Origin of the sequence: Noviherbaspirillum massiliense JC206 (genome assembly GCF_000312045.1) — a bacterium.
In the GTDB taxonomy this organism is placed as follows: Bacteria; Pseudomonadota; Gammaproteobacteria; order Burkholderiales; family Burkholderiaceae_D; genus Noviherbaspirillum; species Noviherbaspirillum massiliense.
The window spans coordinates 822,906-844,484 of the sequence record NZ_HE978634.1 but is presented as its reverse complement, the minus strand read 5'-3'; the positions used below and the strand labels follow the sequence as shown (position 1 = coordinate 844,484).

The 21,579-nt window shown below is 60.6% G+C and carries 21 protein-coding genes; 3 read left to right on the top strand and 18 right to left on the bottom strand.

Translation table 11 applies throughout. The features are described 5' to 3' along the window. Positions 1-20 precede the first annotated feature (20 nt). The 7 genes from HGHM_RS04325 to rpsP all read right to left on the bottom strand — a co-directional run bounded on the left by HGHM_RS04325 (position 21) and on the right by rpsP (position 4,675). Positions 21-365: a DUF3579 domain-containing protein gene (locus HGHM_RS04325; RefSeq protein WP_026075688.1), complete on the bottom strand. Its 345-nt coding sequence runs from the start codon at positions 363-365 to the stop codon at positions 21-23. A 350-nt stretch (positions 366-715) separates the two neighbouring features. Continuing rightward, positions 716-1,675 carry a CobD/CbiB family protein gene (locus tag HGHM_RS04320; RefSeq protein WP_019140284.1) on the bottom strand — a complete coding sequence of 320 codons (960 nt, stop codon included), beginning with the start codon at positions 1,673-1,675 and terminating at the stop codon, positions 716-718. Positions 1,676-1,788: 113 nt separating this feature from the next. Then, on the bottom strand, positions 1,789-2,457 hold the full coding sequence (locus HGHM_RS04315) for a CoA pyrophosphatase (RefSeq protein ID WP_026075687.1): 669 nt from the start codon (positions 2,455-2,457) through the stop codon (positions 1,789-1,791). A 116-nt stretch (positions 2,458-2,573) separates the two neighbouring features. Then, positions 2,574-2,957: a 50S ribosomal protein L19 gene (rplS, locus tag HGHM_RS04310; protein ID WP_020693816.1), complete on the bottom strand. Its 384-nt coding sequence runs from the start codon at positions 2,955-2,957 to the stop codon at positions 2,574-2,576. 112 nt (positions 2,958-3,069) lie between these two features. After that, positions 3,070-3,819 (bottom strand): tRNA (guanosine(37)-N1)-methyltransferase TrmD, encoded by a 750-nt coding sequence (trmD, locus tag HGHM_RS04305; RefSeq protein ID WP_019140281.1) that lies wholly within the window; start codon positions 3,817-3,819, stop codon positions 3,070-3,072. Between the two features lie 44 nt (positions 3,820-3,863). Next, positions 3,864-4,394 carry a ribosome maturation factor RimM gene (rimM, locus tag HGHM_RS04300; RefSeq protein ID WP_019140280.1) on the bottom strand — a complete coding sequence of 177 codons (531 nt, stop codon included), beginning with the start codon at positions 4,392-4,394 and terminating at the stop codon, positions 3,864-3,866. A 26-nt stretch (positions 4,395-4,420) separates the two neighbouring features. Next, positions 4,421-4,675 (bottom strand): 30S ribosomal protein S16, encoded by a 255-nt coding sequence (rpsP, locus tag HGHM_RS04295; protein ID WP_019140279.1) that lies wholly within the window; start codon positions 4,673-4,675, stop codon positions 4,421-4,423. Positions 4,676-4,881: 206 nt separating this feature from the next. Between rpsP and HGHM_RS04290 the strand changes: the two genes are divergently transcribed. Continuing rightward, the gene (locus HGHM_RS04290; protein WP_019140278.1) at positions 4,882-5,373 is read left to right on the top strand and encodes a TM2 domain-containing protein; all 492 of its coding nucleotides are present in this window, start codon (positions 4,882-4,884) and stop codon (positions 5,371-5,373) included. A gap of 113 nt (positions 5,374-5,486) precedes the next feature. On the opposite strand, the gene HGHM_RS04285 is transcribed toward HGHM_RS04290, so the two are convergent. From HGHM_RS04285 to ugpQ, 9 genes are all read right to left on the bottom strand, one after another. Further along, a complete protein-coding gene (locus HGHM_RS04285) occupies positions 5,487-5,705 on the bottom strand; it encodes a DUF1059 domain-containing protein (RefSeq protein WP_019140277.1) in 219 nt (72 codons plus the stop codon). 191 nt (positions 5,706-5,896) lie between these two features. Beyond that, positions 5,897-6,331 carry a DUF4864 domain-containing protein gene (locus tag HGHM_RS04280; protein ID WP_081583527.1) on the bottom strand — a complete coding sequence of 145 codons (435 nt, stop codon included), beginning with the start codon at positions 6,329-6,331 and terminating at the stop codon, positions 5,897-5,899. Between the two features lie 130 nt (positions 6,332-6,461). Then, positions 6,462-8,252 carry an acyl-CoA dehydrogenase gene (locus HGHM_RS04275; protein WP_019140275.1) on the bottom strand — a complete coding sequence of 597 codons (1,791 nt, stop codon included), beginning with the start codon at positions 8,250-8,252 and terminating at the stop codon, positions 6,462-6,464. Positions 8,253-8,362: 110 nt separating this feature from the next. Beyond that, positions 8,363-9,295, bottom strand: a complete 933-nt coding sequence (locus tag HGHM_RS04270) for an electron transfer flavoprotein subunit alpha/FixB family protein (RefSeq protein WP_019140274.1) — start codon at positions 9,293-9,295, stop codon at positions 8,363-8,365. Between the two features lie 69 nt (positions 9,296-9,364). Continuing rightward, positions 9,365-10,114, bottom strand: coding sequence for an electron transfer flavoprotein subunit beta/FixA family protein (locus HGHM_RS04265; RefSeq protein ID WP_019140273.1), 750 nt, complete (start codon positions 10,112-10,114; stop codon positions 9,365-9,367). A 257-nt stretch (positions 10,115-10,371) separates the two neighbouring features. Beyond that, the gene (locus HGHM_RS04260; protein ID WP_019140272.1) at positions 10,372-10,599 is read right to left on the bottom strand and encodes a sulfurtransferase TusA family protein; all 228 of its coding nucleotides are present in this window, start codon (positions 10,597-10,599) and stop codon (positions 10,372-10,374) included. A gap of 77 nt (positions 10,600-10,676) precedes the next feature. After that, positions 10,677-11,201: an NUDIX domain-containing protein gene (locus HGHM_RS04255; protein WP_026075685.1), complete on the bottom strand. Its 525-nt coding sequence runs from the start codon at positions 11,199-11,201 to the stop codon at positions 10,677-10,679. 18 nt (positions 11,202-11,219) lie between these two features. Next, on the bottom strand, positions 11,220-13,829 hold the full coding sequence (gene alaS / locus HGHM_RS04250; protein WP_019140270.1) for an alanine--tRNA ligase: 2,610 nt from the start codon (positions 13,827-13,829) through the stop codon (positions 11,220-11,222). 41 nt (positions 13,830-13,870) lie between these two features. Next, complete coding sequence (gene ugpQ / locus HGHM_RS04245) at positions 13,871-14,650, bottom strand: glycerophosphodiester phosphodiesterase (protein WP_019140269.1); 780 nt, start codon at positions 14,648-14,650, stop codon at positions 13,871-13,873. A gap of 118 nt (positions 14,651-14,768) precedes the next feature. Here ugpQ and HGHM_RS22160 point away from each other — a divergent pair, with 118 nt between their 5' ends. Together HGHM_RS22160 and HGHM_RS04235 are read left to right on the top strand one after the other, a co-directional pair. Continuing rightward, positions 14,769-17,411, top strand: a complete 2,643-nt coding sequence (locus tag HGHM_RS22160; protein WP_161603767.1) for a sensor domain-containing protein — start codon at positions 14,769-14,771, stop codon at positions 17,409-17,411. Continuing rightward, the gene (locus tag HGHM_RS04235) at positions 17,393-18,631 is read left to right on the top strand and encodes a CaiB/BaiF CoA transferase family protein (RefSeq protein WP_019140267.1); all 1,239 of its coding nucleotides are present in this window, start codon (positions 17,393-17,395) and stop codon (positions 18,629-18,631) included. The genes HGHM_RS22160 and HGHM_RS04235 overlap by 19 nt, the downstream gene beginning before the upstream one ends. Positions 18,632-18,649: 18 nt before the next feature. Here the strand turns inward: HGHM_RS04235 and HGHM_RS04230 are convergent, their stop codons facing one another. Together HGHM_RS04230 and HGHM_RS04225 are read right to left on the bottom strand one after the other, a co-directional pair. Then, positions 18,650-19,972, bottom strand: a complete 1,323-nt coding sequence (locus HGHM_RS04230) for a TldD/PmbA family protein (RefSeq protein ID WP_019140266.1) — start codon at positions 19,970-19,972, stop codon at positions 18,650-18,652. Between the two features lie 14 nt (positions 19,973-19,986). Beyond that, a complete protein-coding gene (locus tag HGHM_RS04225) occupies positions 19,987-21,417 on the bottom strand; it encodes a TldD/PmbA family protein (protein WP_019140265.1) in 1,431 nt (476 codons plus the stop codon). Positions 21,418-21,579: the final 162 nt, after the last annotated feature.

The window sequence follows — 21,579 nt, the reverse complement described above, 5'->3', positions numbered from 1 at the left end:
GAAGGTTTTCCTGTTAATACTCAGGCTTTTTTTGTTTCTGCGTCCGGCAGCAAACATGCATCAACAATCTGGAGATCATTGTCCTTGGCAAAATTCAGCACGAAGTGATAAGCCAGTGGCTCAATCTCCCGCAACTCCTCGTTCACCACCACTGACTTGATGCCATTGAGTACCGTTGGCCGGACGTAGGGAGAATATTTCAGATGTGCGTTCGGACCACCCGATCCTTCAGGGCGAAAACAGGCCATGACGCCGCATAAGCGCTCCGCCCAATCGCTAGGACGAAACGTTCTGCCATTGCTGGTAATACCCTGGATGAAAAACTCGCGAGCAAGCTTTTTCGGGATTTGCTTGGGATCGGCCATCTGCTCGGCTTCTTTAGCGGTTGCTGGCTGGAGTTGCGATTTGCCATTATGTGGCACAACGCCCTCAGTATTCTTGCATATGATATCTTATATAAGACCTGCTGGAAATAATATGTGAAAGCAATACGGCCGCTCCCTGTCAGGTCTTTCTTTTAAAAAAGCGTTCGCTGGCTTGTCGGCTCAGGGCAATGAACGAAGCGGCGGGTATTTCCGGGCCCGAGAATCACGATTCTTGGAGCCGGAAACCGGGTTTAAGTGCCACAAAGGCAGATATTATGAGGGTGAGCGCTTCCCAACTGCCTTGGCTGCCTTCTCCCGGCTTCCGGGAAGCGGAACAGGACGACTAGGGCTTATCCCAGCCAGACGGCCAGCGATATCAGGAGCAGCATCAGCATCCAGAGCAACAAGGCGCGCCACACCAGCCCAACCGTGCTCTGCAAGGCGCGCGGCGTGACTTCCTCGCCCGGAGGACTGTCCATTTCGACCGTTGCCACCCCTTCGAGCGTTGCTGCGTCATCAGATACAAGCCCGACGGCAATTTCGTCCGGTGTACCAAGACGAACTCCCATGGCGCCAGAGCCTGCAGAAAGAATGATGCCAACGGCTTCATCCTGCCAGCGATGGGCAAAGTTGCGCCAGGCGTAAACTGCGTCCTCAAAATTGCCGACGACGGCAAAAGCAACAGCGGTCAACCTGGCCGGAATCCAGTCGATCCAGTAAAAAGCCTTGATCGCGAACTGGCCAAAGGCTTCGTTGCGCAAGTGCTCCGGTTCGTTCCAGGCTCGCGCAAGGTATTCCGTCACCCGGTACATCACCGCACCGGCCGGACCAACAGGCAAGAGGAACCAGAAGAAAACCCCAAATACATTGCGGTGGGTGGTGACCAGCGCATTTTCGACCGCAAGCCGCGCAATCTCCTTGGCCTCCAGGCCGGTGGTTTCCTGCCCGGTCCACTCCGCCAGCATCTTGCGCGCAGTTGCCTCGTCGCCGCTGCCAAGCGCCAGCTGGATCGCAGTGAAGTAATGGCTGTAATGACGAAAGCCCAGAGTCAGATAAACGACCAGAATATTCCATGCCAGCGCCGCCAGCGGGCTGATCTTCATGCACAGCCAGTACACGAGGGCGGTTGGCAGCATCAGTGCCAGCACCATGGCGAACCAGGCCATTCGTCCGTGGCTTTCCCTGCCTGCATTGAACCAGGCCTCCACTCGCGCCGCCAAAGTTTTGATGCTGTCGTATATCGGATTGTCTGCACGCAGGGGCTTCAGCTGCTCGATGATCAGCGCGCAAAGAATGGAAATGAATGTCATCAGACTGCCTTGAAAAATCGTCTAGCCGATACGATAACGCAGCGTAAGCCCGGAATCAAACCGCCTGCGCTCTGCATTCATTGGCACACGAGCAATTGCATGTGAAGGAAGGACTAGGCCCGTAGGAAATGAAACAGGTTGCGGACCATCGCCGCGGTTGCTCCCCAGATGAAGAAGCGGTCGTAAGGAATGGCATAGAAGCTGCGCCGGCTGCCATTCGGCAGCTGGACCGAGCGGCGCTGGTGATGCATGCCGTTCATCAGGAATGAAAGCGGGACTTCAAAAATCTCCGCCACTTCAAAAGGGTCGGCCCGCAATTCGAAGGGTGGCCGCGCGATGCCTACGACAGGTGTAACGCGAAAGCCGGTTCCGGTGAAATAGTCCGGCATGGTCCCCAGAACTTCGATATGGCGTTGGGCTAGCCCGACTTCCTCTTCCGTTTCGCGCAAGGCCGTTGCAATCGAGGAGATATCGTCCGGGTCCATGCGCCCGCCCGGCAGGCTGACTTGCCCTGCATGGTCGTGCAAATGCGCAGTACGCTGGGTGAGCAGCAGGGTCAGCCCCCCTTCGCGCACGACAAGCGGCATCAGCACTGCCGCCGGGATCGGTGAAGGCATGCCTTCACGCAAGCGGTATTCCTCGGTTTTTTCGTGCGGCCACAGAGGCGGATTCGCAAAGCGCGCACGCAGCCATTCGACCGACAGGCGCTCGGGAGCAACAGCAGGTTCGCCGGCCAGGCCCTCAACCGGGCTCGCTTCGGGATCAAAAATCAGCTTGGACAAAACCAGTTCCTTCAATTGCCGGCATGGCCTTCGTGGCTCCATGCAAACTACACAATTCGATTCGACAAATGCAAAAAAGGGCACCCTGGGTGCCCTTTTTACGCAGCGCTCGCCGATTACTCTGCCGCTTGTTCGTCGGTACGACGGCTCGACAGTTTCTCTTTGATGCGCGCCGATTTGCCGGAACGCTCGCGCAGATAGTAAAGCTTGGCGCGACGGACATCTCCGCGACGCTTGACTTCGATCGATGCGATCAGCGGGGAATACAGCTGGAAGGTACGCTCCACGCCTTCGCCGGAAGAGATCTTGCGGACGATGAAGTTGGAATTCAGGCCGCGGTTGCGGCGTGCAATCACCACACCTTCATAAGCCTGGGCGCGCTTGCGCGTGCCTTCGACGACGTTCACGCTGACCACGACGGTATCGCCCGGGGCGAAGTCGGGAATGTTTTTGCCCAGACGGGCAATTTCTTCTTTCTCGAGTTGCTGGATCAAGTCCATGATGTGCTCCAATTACCATCTTGCTGGCGCCGCTGATTCGCACAGCTTCTTGCCCAGTAGAGGATGGGGTTATACATACAGGCGAAATCCGCCTGCTCGTTACTGCAAACTGCTACTGCAAACTGCTCAAAAACTTTTCATCGGATCGCGACAGCAATCCCGCTGCCCGCGCCCGTTCGATCAAATCCGGCCGCTTTCTGGCCGTTACTTCCAGCGCCCGTTCGCGCCGCCACTTTTCGATCTCGGCGTGGTGCCCGCTAAGCAAGGCCGGCGGCACCGCAATGCCTTCATAAATTTCCGGCCTAGTGTAGTGCGGACAATCCAGCAAGCCGTTGACGAAACTGTCCTCGACCGCTGACGCATCATCATTCAACACTTCCGGCAATTGCCGGATCACTGCATCCATCAACGCCATGGCAGGCAATTCTCCGCCTGACAGGACGAAGTCGCCGAGGCTGATTTCTTCGTCCACGCAACGATCCAGCAAGCGCTGGTCCACTGCCTCATAACGCCCGCACAGCAATACCAGTCCGGGTTCTGCCGTCAGCTCCATCACTCGTCCGTGCGTGAGCCTACGGCCTTGAGGCGACATGTACACCACGCGCGGAGCCGGCAATCCTGCCTGCGCCTGACGTGCCCTGGCTGCCTGTATTGCCGCTTCCAGCGGCTTGGCCAGCATCACCATTCCGGGCCCGCCTCCGTAGGGGCGGTCGTCGATAGTGCGATAATTGTCGGTCGTGAAATCGCGTGGATTCCAGAGCGACAAAAAGCATTTCTTCTGCTCGAACGCACGCCGGGTAATTCCCGACTGCGTCAGCGCAGTGAACATTTCAGGAAACAGCGTGATGACATCAAATTGCATCTCGTTGCCTATTCCAAAAACATCCATGCGCAAGGACTGCAAGCTTAATAATCCAGCCCCCAGTCCACAATCACCTTCTTCGCCGCCTGATCGACCGTCTTGACATACTGATCGACAAACGGAATCAGCATTTCACGCGGCGCCTTGTCAGCAACCGCTTCGCCTGGCACAGTCACTCGCAGGATCGGATGCGCGCCATTGTCCATCAGATCGCTGACCGTTCCGAGCGGTTCGCCCTGCAGGTTTTCCACCGCCAGACCGATCAGGTCTATCCAATAGAACTCATTGTCATCCAGAGGCGGAAAATGGCTGCGCCGGATTTGCACGGTCGCGCCCTTGAGCGCTTCCGCTGCGTTGCGATCGGCCACGCCCATCAGCTGGGCAACCACATCCTCGCCATGGATTTTGGCTTGCATCATCTCCACGTCATGGAGGTCCGGCTTATCCAGCCACCACGTCTTTGCCGACAACAATGCATCCGCGTCGGAAGAGTAAGGCTTGATGCGAACCCATCCGGCAATTCCGTATGCGCCGGAGACATGCCCTACCAGGACCAGGTCTTCAGGGATTTCCATCCCCGATGCTGCCTTGCTCGACAATCTCAGGCGGCAGCTTTTTTGCCAACCGTGTTGAGCAGACGGGCAACGGTCGGCGACACTTGGGCGCCTACGCCTTGCCAATGAGCCAGGCGGTCTTGCGCAATGCGGAAGCCTTCAGCGCTTTCGGCAGCGATCGGATTATAGAACCCGAGGCGCTCGATGAAGCGGCCATCACGGCGATTGCGGGAGTCAGTGGCGACGATATTAAAAAACGGGCGCTTCTTGGCACCAGCGCGAGCTAAACGGATAACGACCATAATTGATTATTTCCAAAAAGTGTTCGAACACGGAAAAGCCGGCAATTATAGTCCATTCAGCAGGCAACAGCAAGTTTGGCAATGAGGACAAGTACTTGGGGGAGCCTTCCCGCTCCCACAGTCCACGACGCGTTGCCCTTGAGGCATTAGTCGTGCAAACTAGACACTTCCCTGAGGGCTGCCCCTAGACCTTTCGTGGCAGCGACATGAGATCGATAGCGCCGTCCCTGCCCCTCGAAGAGCCGCCGACCAACTTTTTTGACGCTTACATGGCCAGGAACGCCCCGCACAAAAACAAGACGCTTGCCACCCTGCTCGCATTTCTGTTTGGCAGTTTAGGAGCGCACCGCTTCTATTTGCATGGAAAGAAAGACTTCTGGGCCTGGATTTATCTGGCTGCTTTTTCCTTGTATTGCTGCTTCGTCTTTCTCGCCTCGTCCACAGATTCGCTTGTCTTCAGCATCCTGACGCTCCTTCCGCTGGCGACTTATGCTGGCTTCATCGAAGCGCTTGTCATCGGATTGACGCCGGATGAAAAATGGGATGCGACGCGCAATCCCTCCTCCGGCAGGCAATCCGATTCCGGGTGGCCGCTGGCCGTCCTGCTGGTCCTGACTGTCGGAGTGGGCGCCGTCGCAGTCATTGCCACCCTCGCCCGGGTTTTCGACCTGTTGTACACAGGCGGTGCCTACGGCTGACGTCCGGCCCTCATTGCGTTACCGTCGTCGCACCGTTCCCGGATGCTGATTGTCAGTAGGAAATATTATCTGCCTGCTCACAGCCATGCGACGCGACTAAAACCAGCGGCAAATTATGCTTCATGGCCGAGCGGATGCTCGGCCGGTGGCGTGCCTTCCTTGAACATCTGCCGGAGCTGCTGGCGGAATTCCGGTGTGTCCTGGTGCTTATGTACTGTCACCGCATGCTGTACCGCCGCATCCAGCAATTCCTGCTCCGTATCAGCCGACAGGGCAACGGAGCAATTCATGTCGCTCGGGAATTCACGGCAATCGATGTATTTGCGAGTCATGATAAGCCTCCTTGGTGTGCGCCCTGGGAGTACAAGGGCGATTAATCCGAGGCGAGTCTGGAGAGTCCGGCCTGTGTGTGAGGGCAGGCTAACTGACGCCGTAATTCAGTTATAGGCAAACGAGCAGCAGCTTCAAGGCCTGCAGCGGCATTCCTGCAAGTGGGCTGGCTTCTTCTTTGAGGAGATTTGATTTAAATCGAAATGCTCGTTGTCTCGAGCAATTGGCAACCGTCGACTTTCCAGGTGTTGTCTTCGTCCTGTTGCATCCAGAAAATCGCCAGCCAGACATGGCTTGCGCCATCGGTCAGTCGTACCAGCTGAATCGCATCGCCATCCACCACTTCCGGCTTGGAAAAAATGGCGGTCTCGTGGCGATACATGGGGGTGTATTGTTCCTTGATAAGCCGCAGAAAGTTATCCGGAGTGCCGATCTGCATGCGCGTCGAGGCTGTAGCAAGTTGGAACGCAGTTGTCGCGTCATCGTCCATGAAAGCTTCCAGCTGGGTCTGGACGACGGCCTGGATGGCTTGTGCATCCGCTGCAGTCAGGCTTTCGGCCGCCACTGCACCATTCGGGGGCATCCCCAAGCTCAAGAGCAGACCTACCATCGCCAACCAGGATTTCATGATCGCCTCCGGACTGCAACTACTTAACCCAGTATAGGGCAGATCTGAAAAAAAGCTGTTAGTTCAACCCGGAATGAAAAAGGCAGCACCATGGCTGCCCTCTTCATCCAATGCAAGTGCCGAATTCAGTTCAGAACTGATCTTCGGCAAGCGCGAGCGCGCCGGCACTTCCCTCGACAATCGCCGTGCGATAAGCCGCGGCTTGCGACAGGAAATGATCCGCAAAAAAGCGCGCGGTAGCGATTTTCGCCTGATAAAACTTCGCATCGCCTTCGCCGGCTTTCAACTTGTGTTCTGCCGCCAGTGCGGCACGCGCCATCTGCCAGCCGCCAAGGACAATTCCGGCGAGCTTCAGATAGGGCACGCTGCCCGCAAAGACAGCCTTGATATCGGACTTCATGTTCGTCGCGACATAGGTCACGACTTCGTCCAGCGCCTTGGAACCTGCGGCCAGTCGCGCGCGGATTGCAGCCATATCGGCGGAAGACGATGCGGCAAGCTCTTCCTCGGTCCGGCGCACCTGCACGAGGATGCTCTTTGCCGTTGCGCCGCCGTCGCGCACCGTCTTGCGGCCAACCAGGTCGTTTGCCTGGATCGCCGTCGTGCCTTCATAGATCGGCAGGATCCGGGCATCGCGATAGTACTGGGCCGCTCCGGTTTCTTCGATGAAGCCCATTCCGCCGTGTACCTGTACGCCGGTTGAAGTGACATCGAGCGACATCTCGGTCGACCAGCCCTTCACGATCGGCACCATGTATTCGTAAAACGCCTGGTTCGCCTTGCGCGTTGCATCATCTTGATGATGATGTGCAGCATCGAACGCCGCTGCGGTGACGTACGAAAGCGCCCGTGCGGCCTCAACCTGTGCACGCATCGACATCAGCATGCGACGCACGTCAGGATGATTGACGATGGTGACCGGGCCGGGCGAGCCGGCGAGGTCTTTCGACTGCACCCGCTCCTTCGCATATTGCACGGCTTTCTGGTAGGCGCGCTCCGCCACTGCGATGCCCTGCATGCCGACCGCGAAGCGGGCCGCATTCATCATGATGAACATGTATTCGAGGCCGCGGTTTTCCTCGCCAACCAGGGTGCCGATGGCGCCGCCATGGTCACCGAACTGCAGTACCGCCGTCGGGCTGGCCTTGATGCCGAGCTTGTGCTCGATCGACACGCAGTGCACATCGTTGCGCTCGCCCAGCGAACCGTCGGCATTGACCAGAAACTTCGGCACGATGAACAGGGAAATGCCCTTGACGCCTTCCGGCGCGTTCGGAGTACGGGCCAGCACGAGATGGACGATGTTCTCCGCCATGTCGTGCTCGCCATAGGTAATGAAAATCTTGGTGCCGAAAATCTTGAACGTGCCGTCACCCTGCGGGACCGCGCGGGTACGCACCAGCGCGAGGTCGGAACCGGCCTGCGGCTCGGTCAGGTTCATGGTGCCGGTCCACTTGCCGGAGATCAGATTGGCGAGGTAGGTCTGCTTCTGTTCGTCGCTGCCGGCAGTCATCAAGGCTTCGATCGCGCCGTCGGTCAGCAATGGGCAAAGCGCAAAAGACAAATTGGCCGAATGGAGCATTTCGATGCAAGGCGTCGCCACCAGCTTCGGCAGACCCTGGCCGCCGAACTCGACCGGGTGCTGGACGCCCTGCCATCCCGCTTCGCCGAACGCCTTGAACGCTTCCTTGAAGCCCTTGGTCGTGGTGACCTTGCCGTCGTGCCAGTAGCTCGGCTCCTTGTCCCCGACGACATTCAGCGGGGCGACCACTTCGGCGCAAAATTTCGCGTTCTCTTCCAGCACCGCTTCCACGGTTTCCGGGCTGGCATCTTCACAACCGGGCAAGGCATTCACTTCGGACAGGCCAGCCAGTTCGTTCATCACGAACAGCATGTCCTTCAAGGGGGCGGCGTAGCTCATTGTTGTCTCCAAAAAAACTGGCAGGACTGGGCTCGTTACGAACAGCGGGAAATGTGCCGCAGACCCGTAACAAACCGGCAAATCCTGCCAGGCAGTCTATGGACTTTTATTTAGCCCAGTTCTTTTACCAGCTGCGGAACGACTTCAAACAGGTCACCCACGATGCCGTAGTCGGCCACCGAGAAGATCGGCGCTTCCGGATCCTTGTTGATTGCCACGATGGTCTTGGAATCCTTCATGCCGGCCAGGTGCTGGATCGCGCCGGAAATGCCGACGGCGATATACAGCTGCGGCGCGACGATCTTGCCGGTCTGGCCGACCTGCCAGTCGTTCGGCACGAAGCCAGCGTCCACGGCCGCGCGGGATGCACCCATGGCAGCGCCCAGCTTGTCGGCCAGCGGTTCCAGGATCTTGAAGTTGTCGCCCGAGCCCATGCCGCGGCCGCCGGAAACGATGATCTTCGCAGCGGTCAGTTCCGGACGGTCGGATTTCGCCACTTCGCGCGACACGAAAGCGGATTTGCCGGAGTCGCCAACTGCTTCCACTTTCTCGATGGCTGCCGAACCGCCCGTCGCGGCTGCGGCATCGAAGCCGGTGGTACGCACGGTGATGACCTTGACGGCATCGCTCGACTGCACGGTAGCGATGGCGTTGCCGGCATAGATCGGACGCTCGAAGGTATCGGGCGAATCGACCTTGGTGATTTCGGAGATCTGCCCCACGTCCAGCTTGGCGGCCACGCGCGGCAGCACGTTCTTGCCGAAGGCGGTTGCCGGAGCGAGGATGTGCGAATAGCCGCTCGCCAGGGCCAGCGCCTGCTCGGCGACATTCTCGGCCAGGCCGTCGGCAAATTGCGCCGCGTCGGCCACCAGTACCTTGGCAACGCCGGCCACCTTGGAAGCGGCTTCGGCCGCCGCGCCACAGTTGTGGCCGGCAACCAGAACGTGGACATCGCCGCCGCATTGGGCAGCGGCAGTGATGGTATTGAGGGTGCTTCCCTTGAGCGAAGCGTTGTCGTGTTCAGCAATGACAAGTGCGGTCATGATGGTTTCCTGTTTGTTGGTGAGCGCGCGCCTCTAGAAGGCGCCGGCGCATCTTCTGTCTGGAGATGGTTAGATGACTTTCGCTTCGTTCCGGAGCTTGGTGACCAGCGTTGCGACGTCCGGCACCTTGATGCCGGCGGAGCGCTTGGGCGGCTCGGACACTTTCAGGGTCTTCAGGCGCGGCGCCACGTCCACGCCGAGATCGGCGGGCTTGACCACCTCCAGCGGCTTCTTCTTGGCCTTCATGATGTTGGGCAGGGTCACATAGCGCGGCTCGTTCAGGCGCAAATCGGTGGTGACAACTGCCGGCAGGGTCAGCGCGACGGTTTCCAGGCCGCCGTCCACTTCGCGGGTAACCGTGGCCTTGCCGTTGTCGATCGTGACCTTGGATGCGAAGGTGGCTTGCGGCCAGCCCAGCAGGGCGGCGAGCATCTGGCCAGTCTGGTTGCAGTCATCGTCGATGGCTTGCTTGCCGAGGATGATCAGCTGCGGCTGTTCCTTGTCGGCCAGGGCCTTGAGCAGTTTTGCCACGGCCAGCGGCTGCAATTCCGCGTCGGTCTCGACCAGGATGCCGCGGTCAGCGCCGATCGCCATCGCGGTGCGCAGGGTTTCCTGGCATTGGGTCACGCCGCAGGAGACAGCGACCACTTCGGTGGCCTTGCCCGCTTCTTTCAGGCGTGTTGCTTCTTCCACGGCGATTTCATCAAACGGGTTCATCGACATCTTGACATTGGCGACATCCACGCCCGTCCCATCCGACTTCACACGGACCTTGACGTTGTAATCAACGACACGTTTGACTGGAACCAACACTTTCATAGTTTTGCCTTTTTAAAGGGATATTGACGATAACGTAAGCTAAAACCGGATTATAGGAGAGATCGCTGCTGAACGCGAAAATTTAGCACGACCGTTCGTTTAAAGGGTAGAGAATATCTACTAAAACTTTTAATGAAAAATGAAAACACTTGAAAACCTGCCGGGAGATGACTTGTGCCGGAAGAAGTACTGGCAGATTGATCCGAAACAAGCCTGAAGCAATGAACGCCGGATGATAGCGCGGTCCGCTACACCTGTTATTTACGCTTCATCAAAAAAACGAATTCCTGGCCCGTCTGACTATGCGACAGCAGCTCGTTGCCGGTCTGCTTTGCGAACGCCTGGAAATCGCGCACCGATCCGGGATCGGTTGCGAGCACCTTCAGCACCTGTCCGCTGACCAGCTCGGCCAGGGCTTTTTTGGCTTTCAGGATGGGCAGCGGGCAGTTCAAGCCGCGGGCATCGACCTCTTTGTGAAATTCCATGGTAATGAGAAGCGATTGGATCGACAGAAGTTGATAATTTTACTGAAAAGGCGAGGTCTTTGTGCGACGCAACAAGCTCAGGAGGAACCGCCGGGGAATTCGATGAACTGCACCTCCAGGCCGCGGGCCCGCATCCAGTCTGCGACCGCATATCCCGTGCCGGCATGCCAGGGCCGCAGTTTTTCCGGGGCGACCAGCCGGTAATCGACCAGTTCCTCGGACAGGCGGATGGTTCCCGACGCCTTCACATGATAGGCAATGATCACTTCATTCTTGCGAACGAATTCATAGACCCCGATCAGGTGAATTTCGTCGGCATCGAGATTGGTTTCTTCCTTCAGCTCGCGCGCGATGCCCTGCTCCGGCGTTTCGCCGCGCTCCATGAAGCCGGTGATCAGCGCGAACATCTTTTCCGGCCAGGCGGCATTACGCGCCAGCAGCATCTTTCCCTCGTATTCCACCAGCGCCGCCAGCACCGGCAGCGGATTGTCCCAATGCGTCCAATGCCCGTCCGGACAGGCCAAGCGGACCTTGCCGCCCTCGCCTGCGTCCGCGCGCTCGACCAGAGGCGCGGCGCACATCGGACAAAAGCGATACGTCATCGGGAATCCGCGCCGCAATCAGGCGCGCTCGCGCACCCAGTCGGCCACACCGCCCAAGGCCTTGCCCAGACCACTCGGGTCGGTGCCGCCGGCCTGCGCCATGTCCGGGCGCCCGCCGCCCTTGCCGCCGACCTGCTGGGCGACGAAATTGACGAGTTCCCCGGCTTTCACCTTGGACGTTGCATCCTGCGTCACGCCGGCGATCAGGCTGACCTTGCCGTCGTTGACTGCAGCCAGCACGATGGCAGCCGTCTTGAGCTTGTCCTTGAGCTTGTCCATGGTTGCGCGCAGGGTCGGCACGTCGGCGCCATCGAGCTTGGCGGCAAGCACCTTCACGCCCTTGATGTCGATCGCCTGTCCCACCAGTTCATCGCCCTGGCTCGACGCCAGCTTCGCCTTCAGCGCCGCCAGTTCCTTTTCCAGCGACTTCACCTGGTCCTGCACCTGGCTGATGCGCTGGGTCAGTTCTTCCGGCTGCGCCTTCAGGGCCGCAGCGGCTTCATTGACGCGGGCCGCGAGATTCTGCACGAATGCAAGCGCTGCCTCGCCCGTCACCGCTTCCACGCGGCGGATGCCGGCCGCCACGCCGCCTTCGGACACGATCTTGAACAGGCCGATGTCACCGGTGCGGTTGACGTGGGTGCCGCCGCACAGTTCCTTGGACGAACCGATGCCGAGCACCCGCACCTGGTCGCCGTACTTCTCGCCGAACAGCGCCATCGCGCCGTACTTGATCGCATCGTCGTATGCCATGTGCTGTGCCTCGGTGGCTTCGTTGGCCAGGATTTCACGGTTGACGATTTCCTCGACGCGGCGGATTTCATCGGCCGTCAACGGGCCGTTGTGGCTGAAGTCGAAGCGGGTCTTTTCGGCATCGACCAGCGAACCCTTCTGCGCCACATGGTTACCGAGCACCATGCGCAGTGCCATGTGCATCAGGTGGGTCGCGGAATGGTTGCGCATGGTCTGCGCGCGCACGGCGGCATTCACCTTGGCCGCCACCTTGTCGCCGACCGCCAGCACGCCCTTGGCGAGCGTGCCGTGATGGCCGAACACTTCCGGCTGGATCTTCTGGGTGTCGGCGACTTCGAAGGTGGCCGACGCCGATTCCAGCAAGCCGGAGTCGCCTACCTGGCCGCCCGACTCGGCATAGAACGGGGTGCTGTCGAGCACCACGATTGCCTCCTGTCCGGCCTCCACTTTTTGCACCGCACTGCCACCCACATACAGCGCGACGACCTTCCCTTCCTGCACCAGCGTGTCGTAGCCGACGAAGGATGTCTTGTCGCCGGAATACTCCAGCGCCGCATTCATCTTGAACTTGCCGGCGGCGCGCGCCTGCTGCTTCTGGCGCTCCATCGCCGCATCGAAGCCCGCTTCGTCGATTTCGACATTGCGCTCGCGGCAGATGTCGGCCGTCAGGTCGAGCGGGAAGCCGTAGGTGTCGTACAGCGTGAAGGCGGTCTCGCCATCAAGCTTCTTGGAGTTCTTCGCCAGCGCCGCTTCCAGGATCTTCATGCCGTTTTCCAGCGTCTCGCCGAAGCGTTCCTCTTCCTGCTTGAGCACCTGCTCGACGCGCGATTGCGCTTCCTTCAGCTCCGGATAGGCGGCACCCATCTCCTGCACCAGGTCATTGACCAGCTTGTAGAAAAACGGCTGGGTCTGGCCAAGCTTGTAGCCATGGCGCAGTGCGCGGCGGACGATACGGCGCAGCACATAGCCGCGGCCTTCATTGCCCGGGATGACGCCATCGACGATCAGGAATGAGCAGGCGCGGATGTGGTCGGCGATTACCTTGAGCGAATTGTTCGCAAGATCCTTGCAGCCGGTCTCGCGCCCTGCGGCCTTGATCAGGTTCTGGAACAGGTCGATTTCGTAGTTGGAATGCACATGCTGCAGTACGGCGGCAATACGTTCCAGGCCCATGCCGGTATCGACGCAGGGGCGCGGCAGCGGATGCATCACGCCCTGCTCGTCGCGGTTGAACTGCATGAACACCAGGTTCCAGATCTCGATGTAGCGGTCGCCGTCGGCTTCCGGCGACCCGGGAGGACCGCCCCAGACGTCGGGGCCATGGTCAAAGAAGATTTCCGAGCAAGGACCGCAGGGGCCGGTGTCGGCCATCTGCCAGAAATTGTCCGATGCATAACGCGCGCCCTTGTTGTCGCCGATGCGCACGATGCGCTCGACCGGCACGCCGACCTGCTTCGCCCAGATGTCGTAAGCCTCATCATCCTCCTGGTACACCGTGACCCACAGCTTTTCCTTGGGCAGCTTGTAGACCTCGGTCAGCAACTCCCAGGCGAAGTGGATCGCGTCGCGCTTGAAATAGTCGCCGAACGAGAAATTGCCCAGCATTTCGAAGAAGGTATGGTGGCGCGCGGTATAGCCGACGTTTTCCAGGTCGTTGTGCTTGCCGCCGGCGCGCACGCAGCGCTGCGCGGTGGTGGCACGGCTGTAGCTGCGCTTGTCCTGGCCGAGGAATACATCCTTGAACTGCACCATGCCGGAATTGGTGAACAGCAGCGTCGGATCGTTGCCGGGCACGAGGCTGGAAGAGCGCACGATCGTGTGCCCCTTGGATTCGAAATACTTCAGGAATTTGCTGCGGATTTCAGACGAGTTCATGTTCTTTCGGGAAAAGGTGGCAAGGCATTGCAAACCGTTGATTATACGTGATTAGCTTGGGCAAAATCCGGCCCGATCAAGTCGATCCGGTCGGTGCAGAATGCGTCCACGCCCCATGCCAGGATTTCCCGGGCGCGGCGCGGATCATTGACGGTATAGCAAAACAATCCGAAGCCAGCTTCCTTCACCGCTCCCGCCTTTTCGGGCAGCAAGTGCCGATGGTTGACGTGCAGGGCGACCGCTTCCAGCATCTCCAGCCGCTCCCGCCAGTCTGCCAGGATCACCTCGACCAGGTAGGCGCGCGGCAGGTCCGGTGCATGCAATTGTGCCTGCTGCAAGGCTTCCCAGGAAAAGGAGGACAGCAGCGGCAGGCGCGAGGGATGTTTCTCCTGCGCGCCGACAGCCAAGTCCTCGGAAAACAGGCGTTGCAGGCATAGGGCAACCACCTCTCCCGTGCGCTGCTCCTGCCCGGGCGAAGGCTTGATTTCCACGTTCATCCAGATCCGGTTTTCCTTGCAGAACCCCACCACCTGCTCCAGTGTCGGCACCGGTTCGCCGGCAAACCCGGTGCCGAACCAGGAACCCGCGTCCATTGCCGCCAACTGCTGCGCGGTGAAATCTTTCACTTCGCCAATGCCGCGCACGGTGCGCCCCAGGCGCGGGTCGTGCACCAGCACCGGCACTTCATCCCGGGCCAGCATCACGTCGAATTCCACTGCATGAAAGCCGTGCTGCAGGCCGCAGCGCATTGCTGCCAGGGTATTTTCAGGAGCGAGGCTACCGCCGCCGCGATGGGCAACAACTTTCGGATAGGGCCACATATATCGATATTTTCAATGGAATGCGCGCGGGAGCAGCTAGTCTAATGCGGATCTTTCTTTCCCGTGCATATCGTCCGAGGGCGGCATGATCCGCCCGATCTGTTTTTCCTGCCCGGAAATGACAAGTACCCAATCAAGAACCTCATCCGATACCCCGGCATCTCTTTTCCCCGAGGAATGGCAAGCCCTGACCGAGATGCTGGGCGGCTCCGATGCCGGAATGATCTTCCTGCAAAACGGCTTGATCGCGCGCGTCAATGACGAACTTGCGGAACGGCTGGGATTCGACCAGCGCGAGCTGGTCGGCCGGCACGTGGCATCGCTTTTCCCTGCGGCCAACACCAGCGCAGCGCTGTCGAACAACCCTCTGCAAAGCTTGACCGGCGAGGATGGACGCATCGTGCATGTTGCCCTGGTGGACCGGCAAGGCAACCTGGCGCACTTCAACCTCATGGTGCACCGGCTGGACAATCTGCCGGACGTGAAATGCACGATATGGGTGCTGCAGCCCGCGCCCCGGCGCCAGGACATGCATGTGCCATCGCCTAAACCCATCCCGCCGCTGGTGATCCGGCGCCTGCAAGCCATCGTGGAGAATTTTCCGGACCTGGTCTGCATCTGCGATCCCGATTCCAGGTTCCGGTTTGCCAACCCTTCCTTCAAGGATATTCTCGGCTACAGCGAAGAAGAGCTGATCGGCGTGCGGGCACTGGACCTGGTACACAAGGACGACCGGCACCGCCTTCGCGCCACATTCAAGCGCGCCCTCCGGCTGGATCTGCCCGCGCCGCCGGAACCCACGGTTTTCCGTGCCAGGCATCGCGATCGCTCCTGGCGCCACCTCGCGGCGCATGTCCGCAATCTGTCGGCGAAGGGCACGGTATCCGGCCTGCTGGTGTGCGGCCGCGACGTCACCTGGCAACAGCTGGAACTGCAGAAGCGCAGCCAGGAATACAGGCGCCAGTTGCACTATGTCAGCCAGCTGTTCCGGCTGGCGCAGCGTCCACCGACCGATTTCAGCATGGCACTGAAAACCATCCTGAAAACGTCTGCAAAAACCCTCGGCGCGCACCGCTGCGCCTACTGGACGGCCGGCGACGATCCGGATTCAGTCCGCTGCGTCCTGATGTATGACGATGTAAAACAGAATTTCAGCCACCAGGATTCGGTGCCGGGACCTGGCCTGAACTGCCATCCCCTGCTGCATGAGGCAGCGGTGCAAGGCCGGCCGCTGGTCGTCGATGATGTCGACCAGGATGCACGCACGGCGCTGTATTGCGAATATTTCCACGCTGCCGAGATCAAGGCGTTGCTGCTGATGCCGGTGCGGCAGGATGGCGTGCTGCTGTTCGCGCAGCTCGGGCAGGCACGGGAATGGCGCAAGGATGAAGCCGGTTTCGCCGCCAGCGCCGCAGAAATGATTGCACTGGCCTCGCAGGAGGCGCGGCGCAGCAAGACCGAAGCCCAGTTGCGGCGCATGGTCCAGCGCGGCAAGCTGGAAGGCCTGCCGGAGAGGCATGTGCTGTACGAACATGCGGAAGAGATCTTCCCGCAGCTCGCCTCGCGCTCGGCGGCGCTCGCGGTTTTCTTCGTCGATCTGGATGGCTTCAGGTCGCTCCTCGAATCATTGGGGGAGACGGCGGCCGACCAGTTGCTGAAAGCGGCGGCTTTGCGCCTGAAGAACCTGGTGCGCAACGACGATGTCCTGGCCCGCATGGGGCGCGACAAGTTCATGCTCGTGGCGCGCGACCTGAGCGACGCCCGCCTGGTCGAGGACCTGGCGCAGCAGATCGTGGAAGCAATGCGCAGCCCCTTCCTCCTCGACGGCCGGATGATCGATATCACTGCCAGCGTGGGCATTGCCCTTTACCCGTTCGATGGAACCGAGATCGACGTACTGATGAAAAAGGCGGATCTCGCGATGTATCGGGCGAAATCCTCGGGGCGCGACCGCTACCGCCTTTCCACGCCGGTGCTGGAAAAGGATGCAAGCTCCCGGCCGGCACTGGAAAACGATTTGCGCAAGGCCCTCGAATCCGGCGCGCTTCAGCATCACTACCAGCCGCAGATTGACTTGCGCACCGGGAAGGTCTGCTGCGTCGAAGCCTTCCTGCGCTGGCAGCATCCGCAATACGGCCTGCTGCTGCCCGCCCATTTCCTGCCGGTGGCGGAACGGGCGGGACTGCTGCCGGCACTCAATCGGTGGGCAGTCGACGATATCTGCGCCCAGTTCCAGGCATGGCGTGCACGAGGCCTGGACGAATTCAACATCGCGCTCAACTTGTCGACAGCCCAGCTGATGGACCGCCAGCTGATGCCGATGCTCGAAGACAGGCTCGCGGATTGCGGCATACCCGGACTGCGCCTCGAATGGGAAGTCAGCGAAAGCACCGTCATGCATGGCGAGGCGATGACGGCGGCCTTGCTCGACCGTCTCACCGAAAAGGAGATCGGCCTGAGCATCGATGACTTCGGCACCGGCTCCTCCAGCCTGACGCACTTGAGGCGCTTTCCGGTACATAAGGTTAAAATCGACACCAGTTTCGTCAGCGGCCTGCCTGCCCATGATGATGATTGCGCAATCATCGATGCCATCATTTCAATGGCGCAGCCGCTCGGGCTGGATGTCGTCGCGGAAGGAGTGGAAACCCGCCAGCAGCTGGATTATCTGCGCGACCGCGGCTGCGACATCGCCCAGGGTTACTACTTCACTCAACCACTCTCGCCTCCGCAATTCGAAAAATGGCTGACTCGCCACTGAAAAAAGCACTTGGACACATCCGCGTACTCGACCTCACCCGCGTCCTCGCCGGACCCTGGTGCGCCCAGAACCTCGCCGACCTCGGCGCCGACGTCATCAAGGTGGAACGCCCCGGCGCGGGCGACGACACCCGGCACTGGGGCCCGCCCTACCTGCGCGACGCCGAAGGCCGCGACACCAGCGAAGCGGCCTACTACCTCGCCGCCAACCGCGGCAAGCGCTCCATCACCCTCGACATCTCCAGCAAGGAAGGCCAGGACATCGTGCGCGAACTGGCGCGCCAGTCCGACGTGGTGCTGGAAAATTACAAGGTCGGCCAGCTGAAGAAATACGGCCTCGACTATGAATCCCTGAAGCGGGAAAAACCGGACATCGTGTATTGCTCGATCACCGGATTCGGCCAGACCGGCCCCTACGCGCAGCGCGCCGGCTACGACTTCATCGTGCAGGGCATGGGCGGCTTCATGTCGATCACCGGCGAGCGCGACGACTTGCCGGGCGGCGGCCCGCAAAAGGCCGGCGTGGCGATTTCCGACCTGATGACCGGCATGTATTCCACGATTGCGGTGATGGCCGCGCTGGCCCACCGCGACCGCACCGGCGAAGGCCAGTACATCGACATGGCGCTGCTCGACGTGCAGGTGGCGATGCTGGCCAACATGAACACCAATTACCTGGCAAGCGGCAATCCGCCCAGGCGCTGGGGCAATGCGCATCCCAACATCGTGCCGTATCAGACCTTCGCCACGTCCGACGGGCACATCATCGTCGCCGTCGGCAACGACGGCCAGTACCGCAAGTTCGTCGAAGCGGGCGGACGGCCCGAGCTGGCGCAGGACGAGCGCTTCGCCACCAATCCGGCGCGGGTGCGCTACCGCGACCAGCTGGTGCCGCTGCTGGCGGACATGGTCAAGACCAAGACCAAGCAGGAATGGATCGATGCGCTCGAAGCCGCCGGCGTGCCCTGCGGGCCGATCAACAACCTCGATGAAGTGTTCGAGAATCCGCAGGTGCTCGCGCGCAACCTGCGCGTGGACTTGCCGCATCCGACCGGCGGCACGGTCAAGCTGGTCGGCAGCCCGATGAAGATGTCGGCCACGCCGCCGCGCTACGACATGCCGCCGCCCCTGCTGGGACAGCACACCGACGACGTGCTGGGCGATTTGCTCGGACACAGCGCGGAAGAGATCGCCGCCCTGCGCGCCAAGGGCGTGGTCTGAGCCGGACCCGGACCGCTTCTACAGTACGAACATGAAATCCTTCACCAGCGCACCCGGCAGGCGTGCGCTGGCAGTGCTGCGGGCGCCATAGGTGTCGGTATCGATCAGCAGTTCGCGTTCCTGCGTCAGTCCGACCAGGTTGTCGCCCAGCATCCGGAACACCGAATCGTCAAAGCGCATTACGTTCAGCGGTGCCCGGATTTCCCCGTTCTCGACCCAGAAGGTGGCGAAGCGCGTCATGCCGGTAAGACGGCAATTGGCGCGATCGGAAAAATTCAGGTACCACAGGTTGCCGATGAAGACCCCGGTATCCAGCTCCTTCAACACCCGGGCAAGCGGCACATCGCCGCCGGCGAGTTCTGCCGACGCCATCCCTTCCCCGTTGTCGGCGCCATTGCTGGCGATACCGTATTCCCTGGCGGTACGCGGCGCGACCATGCTGCCAGTCAGACGCCCCTGCCCGATCAGCGTCAAGCGTTCCGGCTTGATGTAGCCTTCGCCCTGGAAGGCCGGCGCCAGGCCTTCGGCGGTGTTTTCGATGAGTGTCACCGACGGATGCAGGCACAGGCCTTCGTCGCGCATGCGGCGCAGCGAGCTCTGGCGCGTACGCAAGGCCTTTTCGGAAAGGCCGTCCCAGTTCAGCATGCCGACGATTTCATTCAGCGCTGCAGGCGCAAGATAAGCCCTGCAAGGGCCGGGACGGATGGTCATCGCTTCGCGCCCGAGGATGGCAAGCTGGTCCACTGCATTGCCGAATTTCGCGTGGAATTGGGCGCTGTCCCAGGCAAAGCCGGCGTAGGTCGTCTTCACCGCCTTGTCACGGCTGTGGTACAGGCTCCAGTCGAAATTGAAGCTGGCGGTCTCATGCCAGTTGCGCTGGCCGAGGGAATTGGCGAAGCCGCGATAGACCGGCCCGGCCGCGAGGATGCCCACCATGTCGTGATCGCGCGCCGCATCGAGAATCTCATCCACCATGGAAGTCGTCGCCGGCAGCTGCGATGGCGCGATGTGCTCGGTCGAATGCGGCTCGGTCGACAGCAGCAGGTGCGGGTCTTCCGGCAGGTCCGGCAGTTGCGCGCGCAATGCTTCCAGGTTGCGTTCGATCAGCGCGCGGTCGGATTCGAGGTCACCGGCCAGTGTGAGCCTGCTGCCCGCGTGGCGCAGGCCGTCGATCAGCTGCAGCGACAGCGAGATCTGCTGCACATGCCCCGGCTGACGGATGGCGCTGCGGTTGAAGCGTACGAAGTCGGACGCTTCCGCCGCCAGCCAGCAGGTGCTTTGTTCCCTTCCCTTGATGCGGGACTGGATGAAGTCGGCGAGGTCGTAAAAATAATGCTGCATTGTTTCCCGCATCCTCAGGCTCCAAACACTTCGACATCCCCGAACAGGCAGGCCGGCGAGGCATGGCCGACGCGGATCACCTGCGAGGGCTCGCCCTTGCCGCAGAAAGGCGTGCCCATCACGCGGAAGGTGGAATGATCGCCGACTGCCTTGAGCGAGCGCCAGAAAGTCGCGGAAATGCCGCGGTAATTCGGATTCTTCACCATGCCCTTCACTTCCCCATCCTCGATCAGGTAGCCGACTTCGCAGCCGAACTGGAACTTGTTGCGCGAGTCGTCGATCGACCAGGAGACATTGGTATCCATCATCACGCCGCGCCTGACCGACTTGATCATCTCCTCCAGCGTGGAGCTGCCGGGTTCGATGTTGAGATTGGCCATGCGGTCGATCGGCGGCCGGTTCCAGCTGCAGGCGCGGGAATTTGCCACGCCTTCGATGCCGGCGCGCGCCTGGGAAATCGCGCCGCCCAGCGGCCGTTCCAGGATGCCGTTGCGGATCAGGTAAGTGCGTTCCGCCGTGCTGCCGTCGTCATCCCAGCGGTAGCTGGCAAACTGCTCCGGCCGGTTCGGATCGTGCGTCACGTTCAGCAGCGGCGAGCCGTACTGGTAGGAACCGAACATGTCGAGCGTGACGAAGCTGGTTCCGGCGAAATTGCGCTCGTCGCCGAGGATGCGGTCCAGTTCCAGCGGATGGCCGATCGATTCATGGATCTGCAGCATCATCTGCTCCGGCATCAGCAGCAGGTCCATGCTGCCGGTTGGGCAATTCGGTGCGGCCAGCAATTGCAGCGCTTCCTGCGCCACGCGCGCGCCGGCGCCACGCAATCCCGCATGTTCGATAACTTCCAGCCCGCCCTGGCGGCAATAGCCGTTGTATTGCCCGCCGAGGCTGCGGGTCTGGGTGTCCGCGCCCTGGTTGGCCGTGACGGCCAGGCTCGGGATCACGTAGCTGAATTGCTGAAATACGTCGGCGCCGTCGGCGGTCAGGTAAAGCTGCTCGCTGTGCGCCGTCCACACCGAAGCCTGCCAGTCGACGATGCGCGGATCGATGCGGCATGCCTGCGACTCGCGCATCAGCAAATCGATCAATTCCTTGCGCGCTGCGCCCGGTGCAACTGCTGCCGGGCTGGCATAGCTGCCGTCCGGCCACGGCAAAGCAATCCGCGAATAATCCACCACTGAGCGCCCCGCGCTGGCTTCCGCCCAGGCGCGCGCGCGCGCAATAGCCTCCTTCAGGCCGGCTTCGCTCAGGTTGCCGGTGGCAGCATAACCATAGCCGCCGTTGTGCATGACGACAATCATCGCCCCGCGGTCGACGCCGGTGGACAGCGGCTGCAGGACATCTTGCCGCACGGTGATGTGTTCGCTCGTTTCCTCGACCAGGCGCAGGGAACAGAAATCGACGGCCGGGACGAGCTTGCGGAACAGGGAACGAAGGAAATCCAAGGGAAACAACCTCAAGAAAATGCAAACGGCAAAAACGAAACGTGCACAAGTCTAGCAAAGCCGCGGCCCGGATTGATTGCCGCGAAAGCGACTTGTACGGCAGGCAATGCCGTTCAGGCAAAAAACCGGTTCCCGTCCGCTCCCGGAATCCGTCGCTTCACT

What these genes read in the sequence shown, in the direction of transcription:
- HGHM_RS04325 (WP_026075688.1), bottom strand. Translation starts at nt 365, where the DNA reads ATGGCCGATCCCAAGCAAATCCCGAAAAAGCTTGCTCGCGAGTTTTTC.
- HGHM_RS04320 (WP_019140284.1), bottom strand. Translation starts at nt 1,675, where the DNA reads ATGACATTCATTTCCATTCTTTGCGCGCTGATCATCGAGCAGCTGAAG.
- rplS (WP_020693816.1), bottom strand. Translation starts at nt 2,957, where the DNA reads ATGGACTTGATCCAGCAACTCGAGAAAGAAGAAATTGCCCGTCTGGGC.
- trmD (WP_019140281.1), bottom strand. Translation starts at nt 3,819, where the DNA reads ATGCAATTTGATGTCATCACGCTGTTTCCTGAAATGTTCACTGCGCTG.
- rimM (WP_019140280.1), bottom strand. Translation starts at nt 4,394, where the DNA reads ATGGAAATCCCTGAAGACCTGGTCCTGGTAGGGCATGTCTCCGGCGCA.
- rpsP (WP_019140279.1), bottom strand. Translation starts at nt 4,675, where the DNA reads ATGGTCGTTATCCGTTTAGCTCGCGCTGGTGCCAAGAAGCGCCCGTTT.
- HGHM_RS04290 (WP_019140278.1), top strand. Translation starts at nt 4,882, where the DNA reads ATGAGATCGATAGCGCCGTCCCTGCCCCTCGAAGAGCCGCCGACCAAC.
- HGHM_RS04285 (WP_019140277.1), bottom strand. Translation starts at nt 5,705, where the DNA reads ATGACTCGCAAATACATCGATTGCCGTGAATTCCCGAGCGACATGAAT.
- HGHM_RS04280 (WP_081583527.1), bottom strand. Translation starts at nt 6,331, where the DNA reads ATGAAATCCTGGTTGGCGATGGTAGGTCTGCTCTTGAGCTTGGGGATG.
- HGHM_RS04275 (WP_019140275.1), bottom strand. Translation starts at nt 8,252, where the DNA reads ATGAGCTACGCCGCCCCCTTGAAGGACATGCTGTTCGTGATGAACGAA.
- HGHM_RS04270 (WP_019140274.1), bottom strand. Translation starts at nt 9,295, where the DNA reads ATGACCGCACTTGTCATTGCTGAACACGACAACGCTTCGCTCAAGGGA.
- HGHM_RS04265 (WP_019140273.1), bottom strand. Translation starts at nt 10,114, where the DNA reads ATGAAAGTGTTGGTTCCAGTCAAACGTGTCGTTGATTACAACGTCAAG.
- HGHM_RS04260 (WP_019140272.1), bottom strand. Translation starts at nt 10,599, where the DNA reads ATGGAATTTCACAAAGAGGTCGATGCCCGCGGCTTGAACTGCCCGCTG.
- HGHM_RS04255 (WP_026075685.1), bottom strand. Translation starts at nt 11,201, where the DNA reads ATGACGTATCGCTTTTGTCCGATGTGCGCCGCGCCTCTGGTCGAGCGC.
- alaS (WP_019140270.1), bottom strand. Translation starts at nt 13,829, where the DNA reads ATGAACTCGTCTGAAATCCGCAGCAAATTCCTGAAGTATTTCGAATCC.
- ugpQ (WP_019140269.1), bottom strand. Translation starts at nt 14,650, where the DNA reads ATGTGGCCCTATCCGAAAGTTGTTGCCCATCGCGGCGGCGGTAGCCTC.
- HGHM_RS22160 (WP_161603767.1), top strand. Translation starts at nt 14,769, where the DNA reads ATGACAAGTACCCAATCAAGAACCTCATCCGATACCCCGGCATCTCTT.
- HGHM_RS04235 (WP_019140267.1), top strand. Translation starts at nt 17,393, where the DNA reads ATGGCTGACTCGCCACTGAAAAAAGCACTTGGACACATCCGCGTACTC.
- HGHM_RS04230 (WP_019140266.1), bottom strand. Translation starts at nt 19,972, where the DNA reads ATGCAGCATTATTTTTACGACCTCGCCGACTTCATCCAGTCCCGCATC.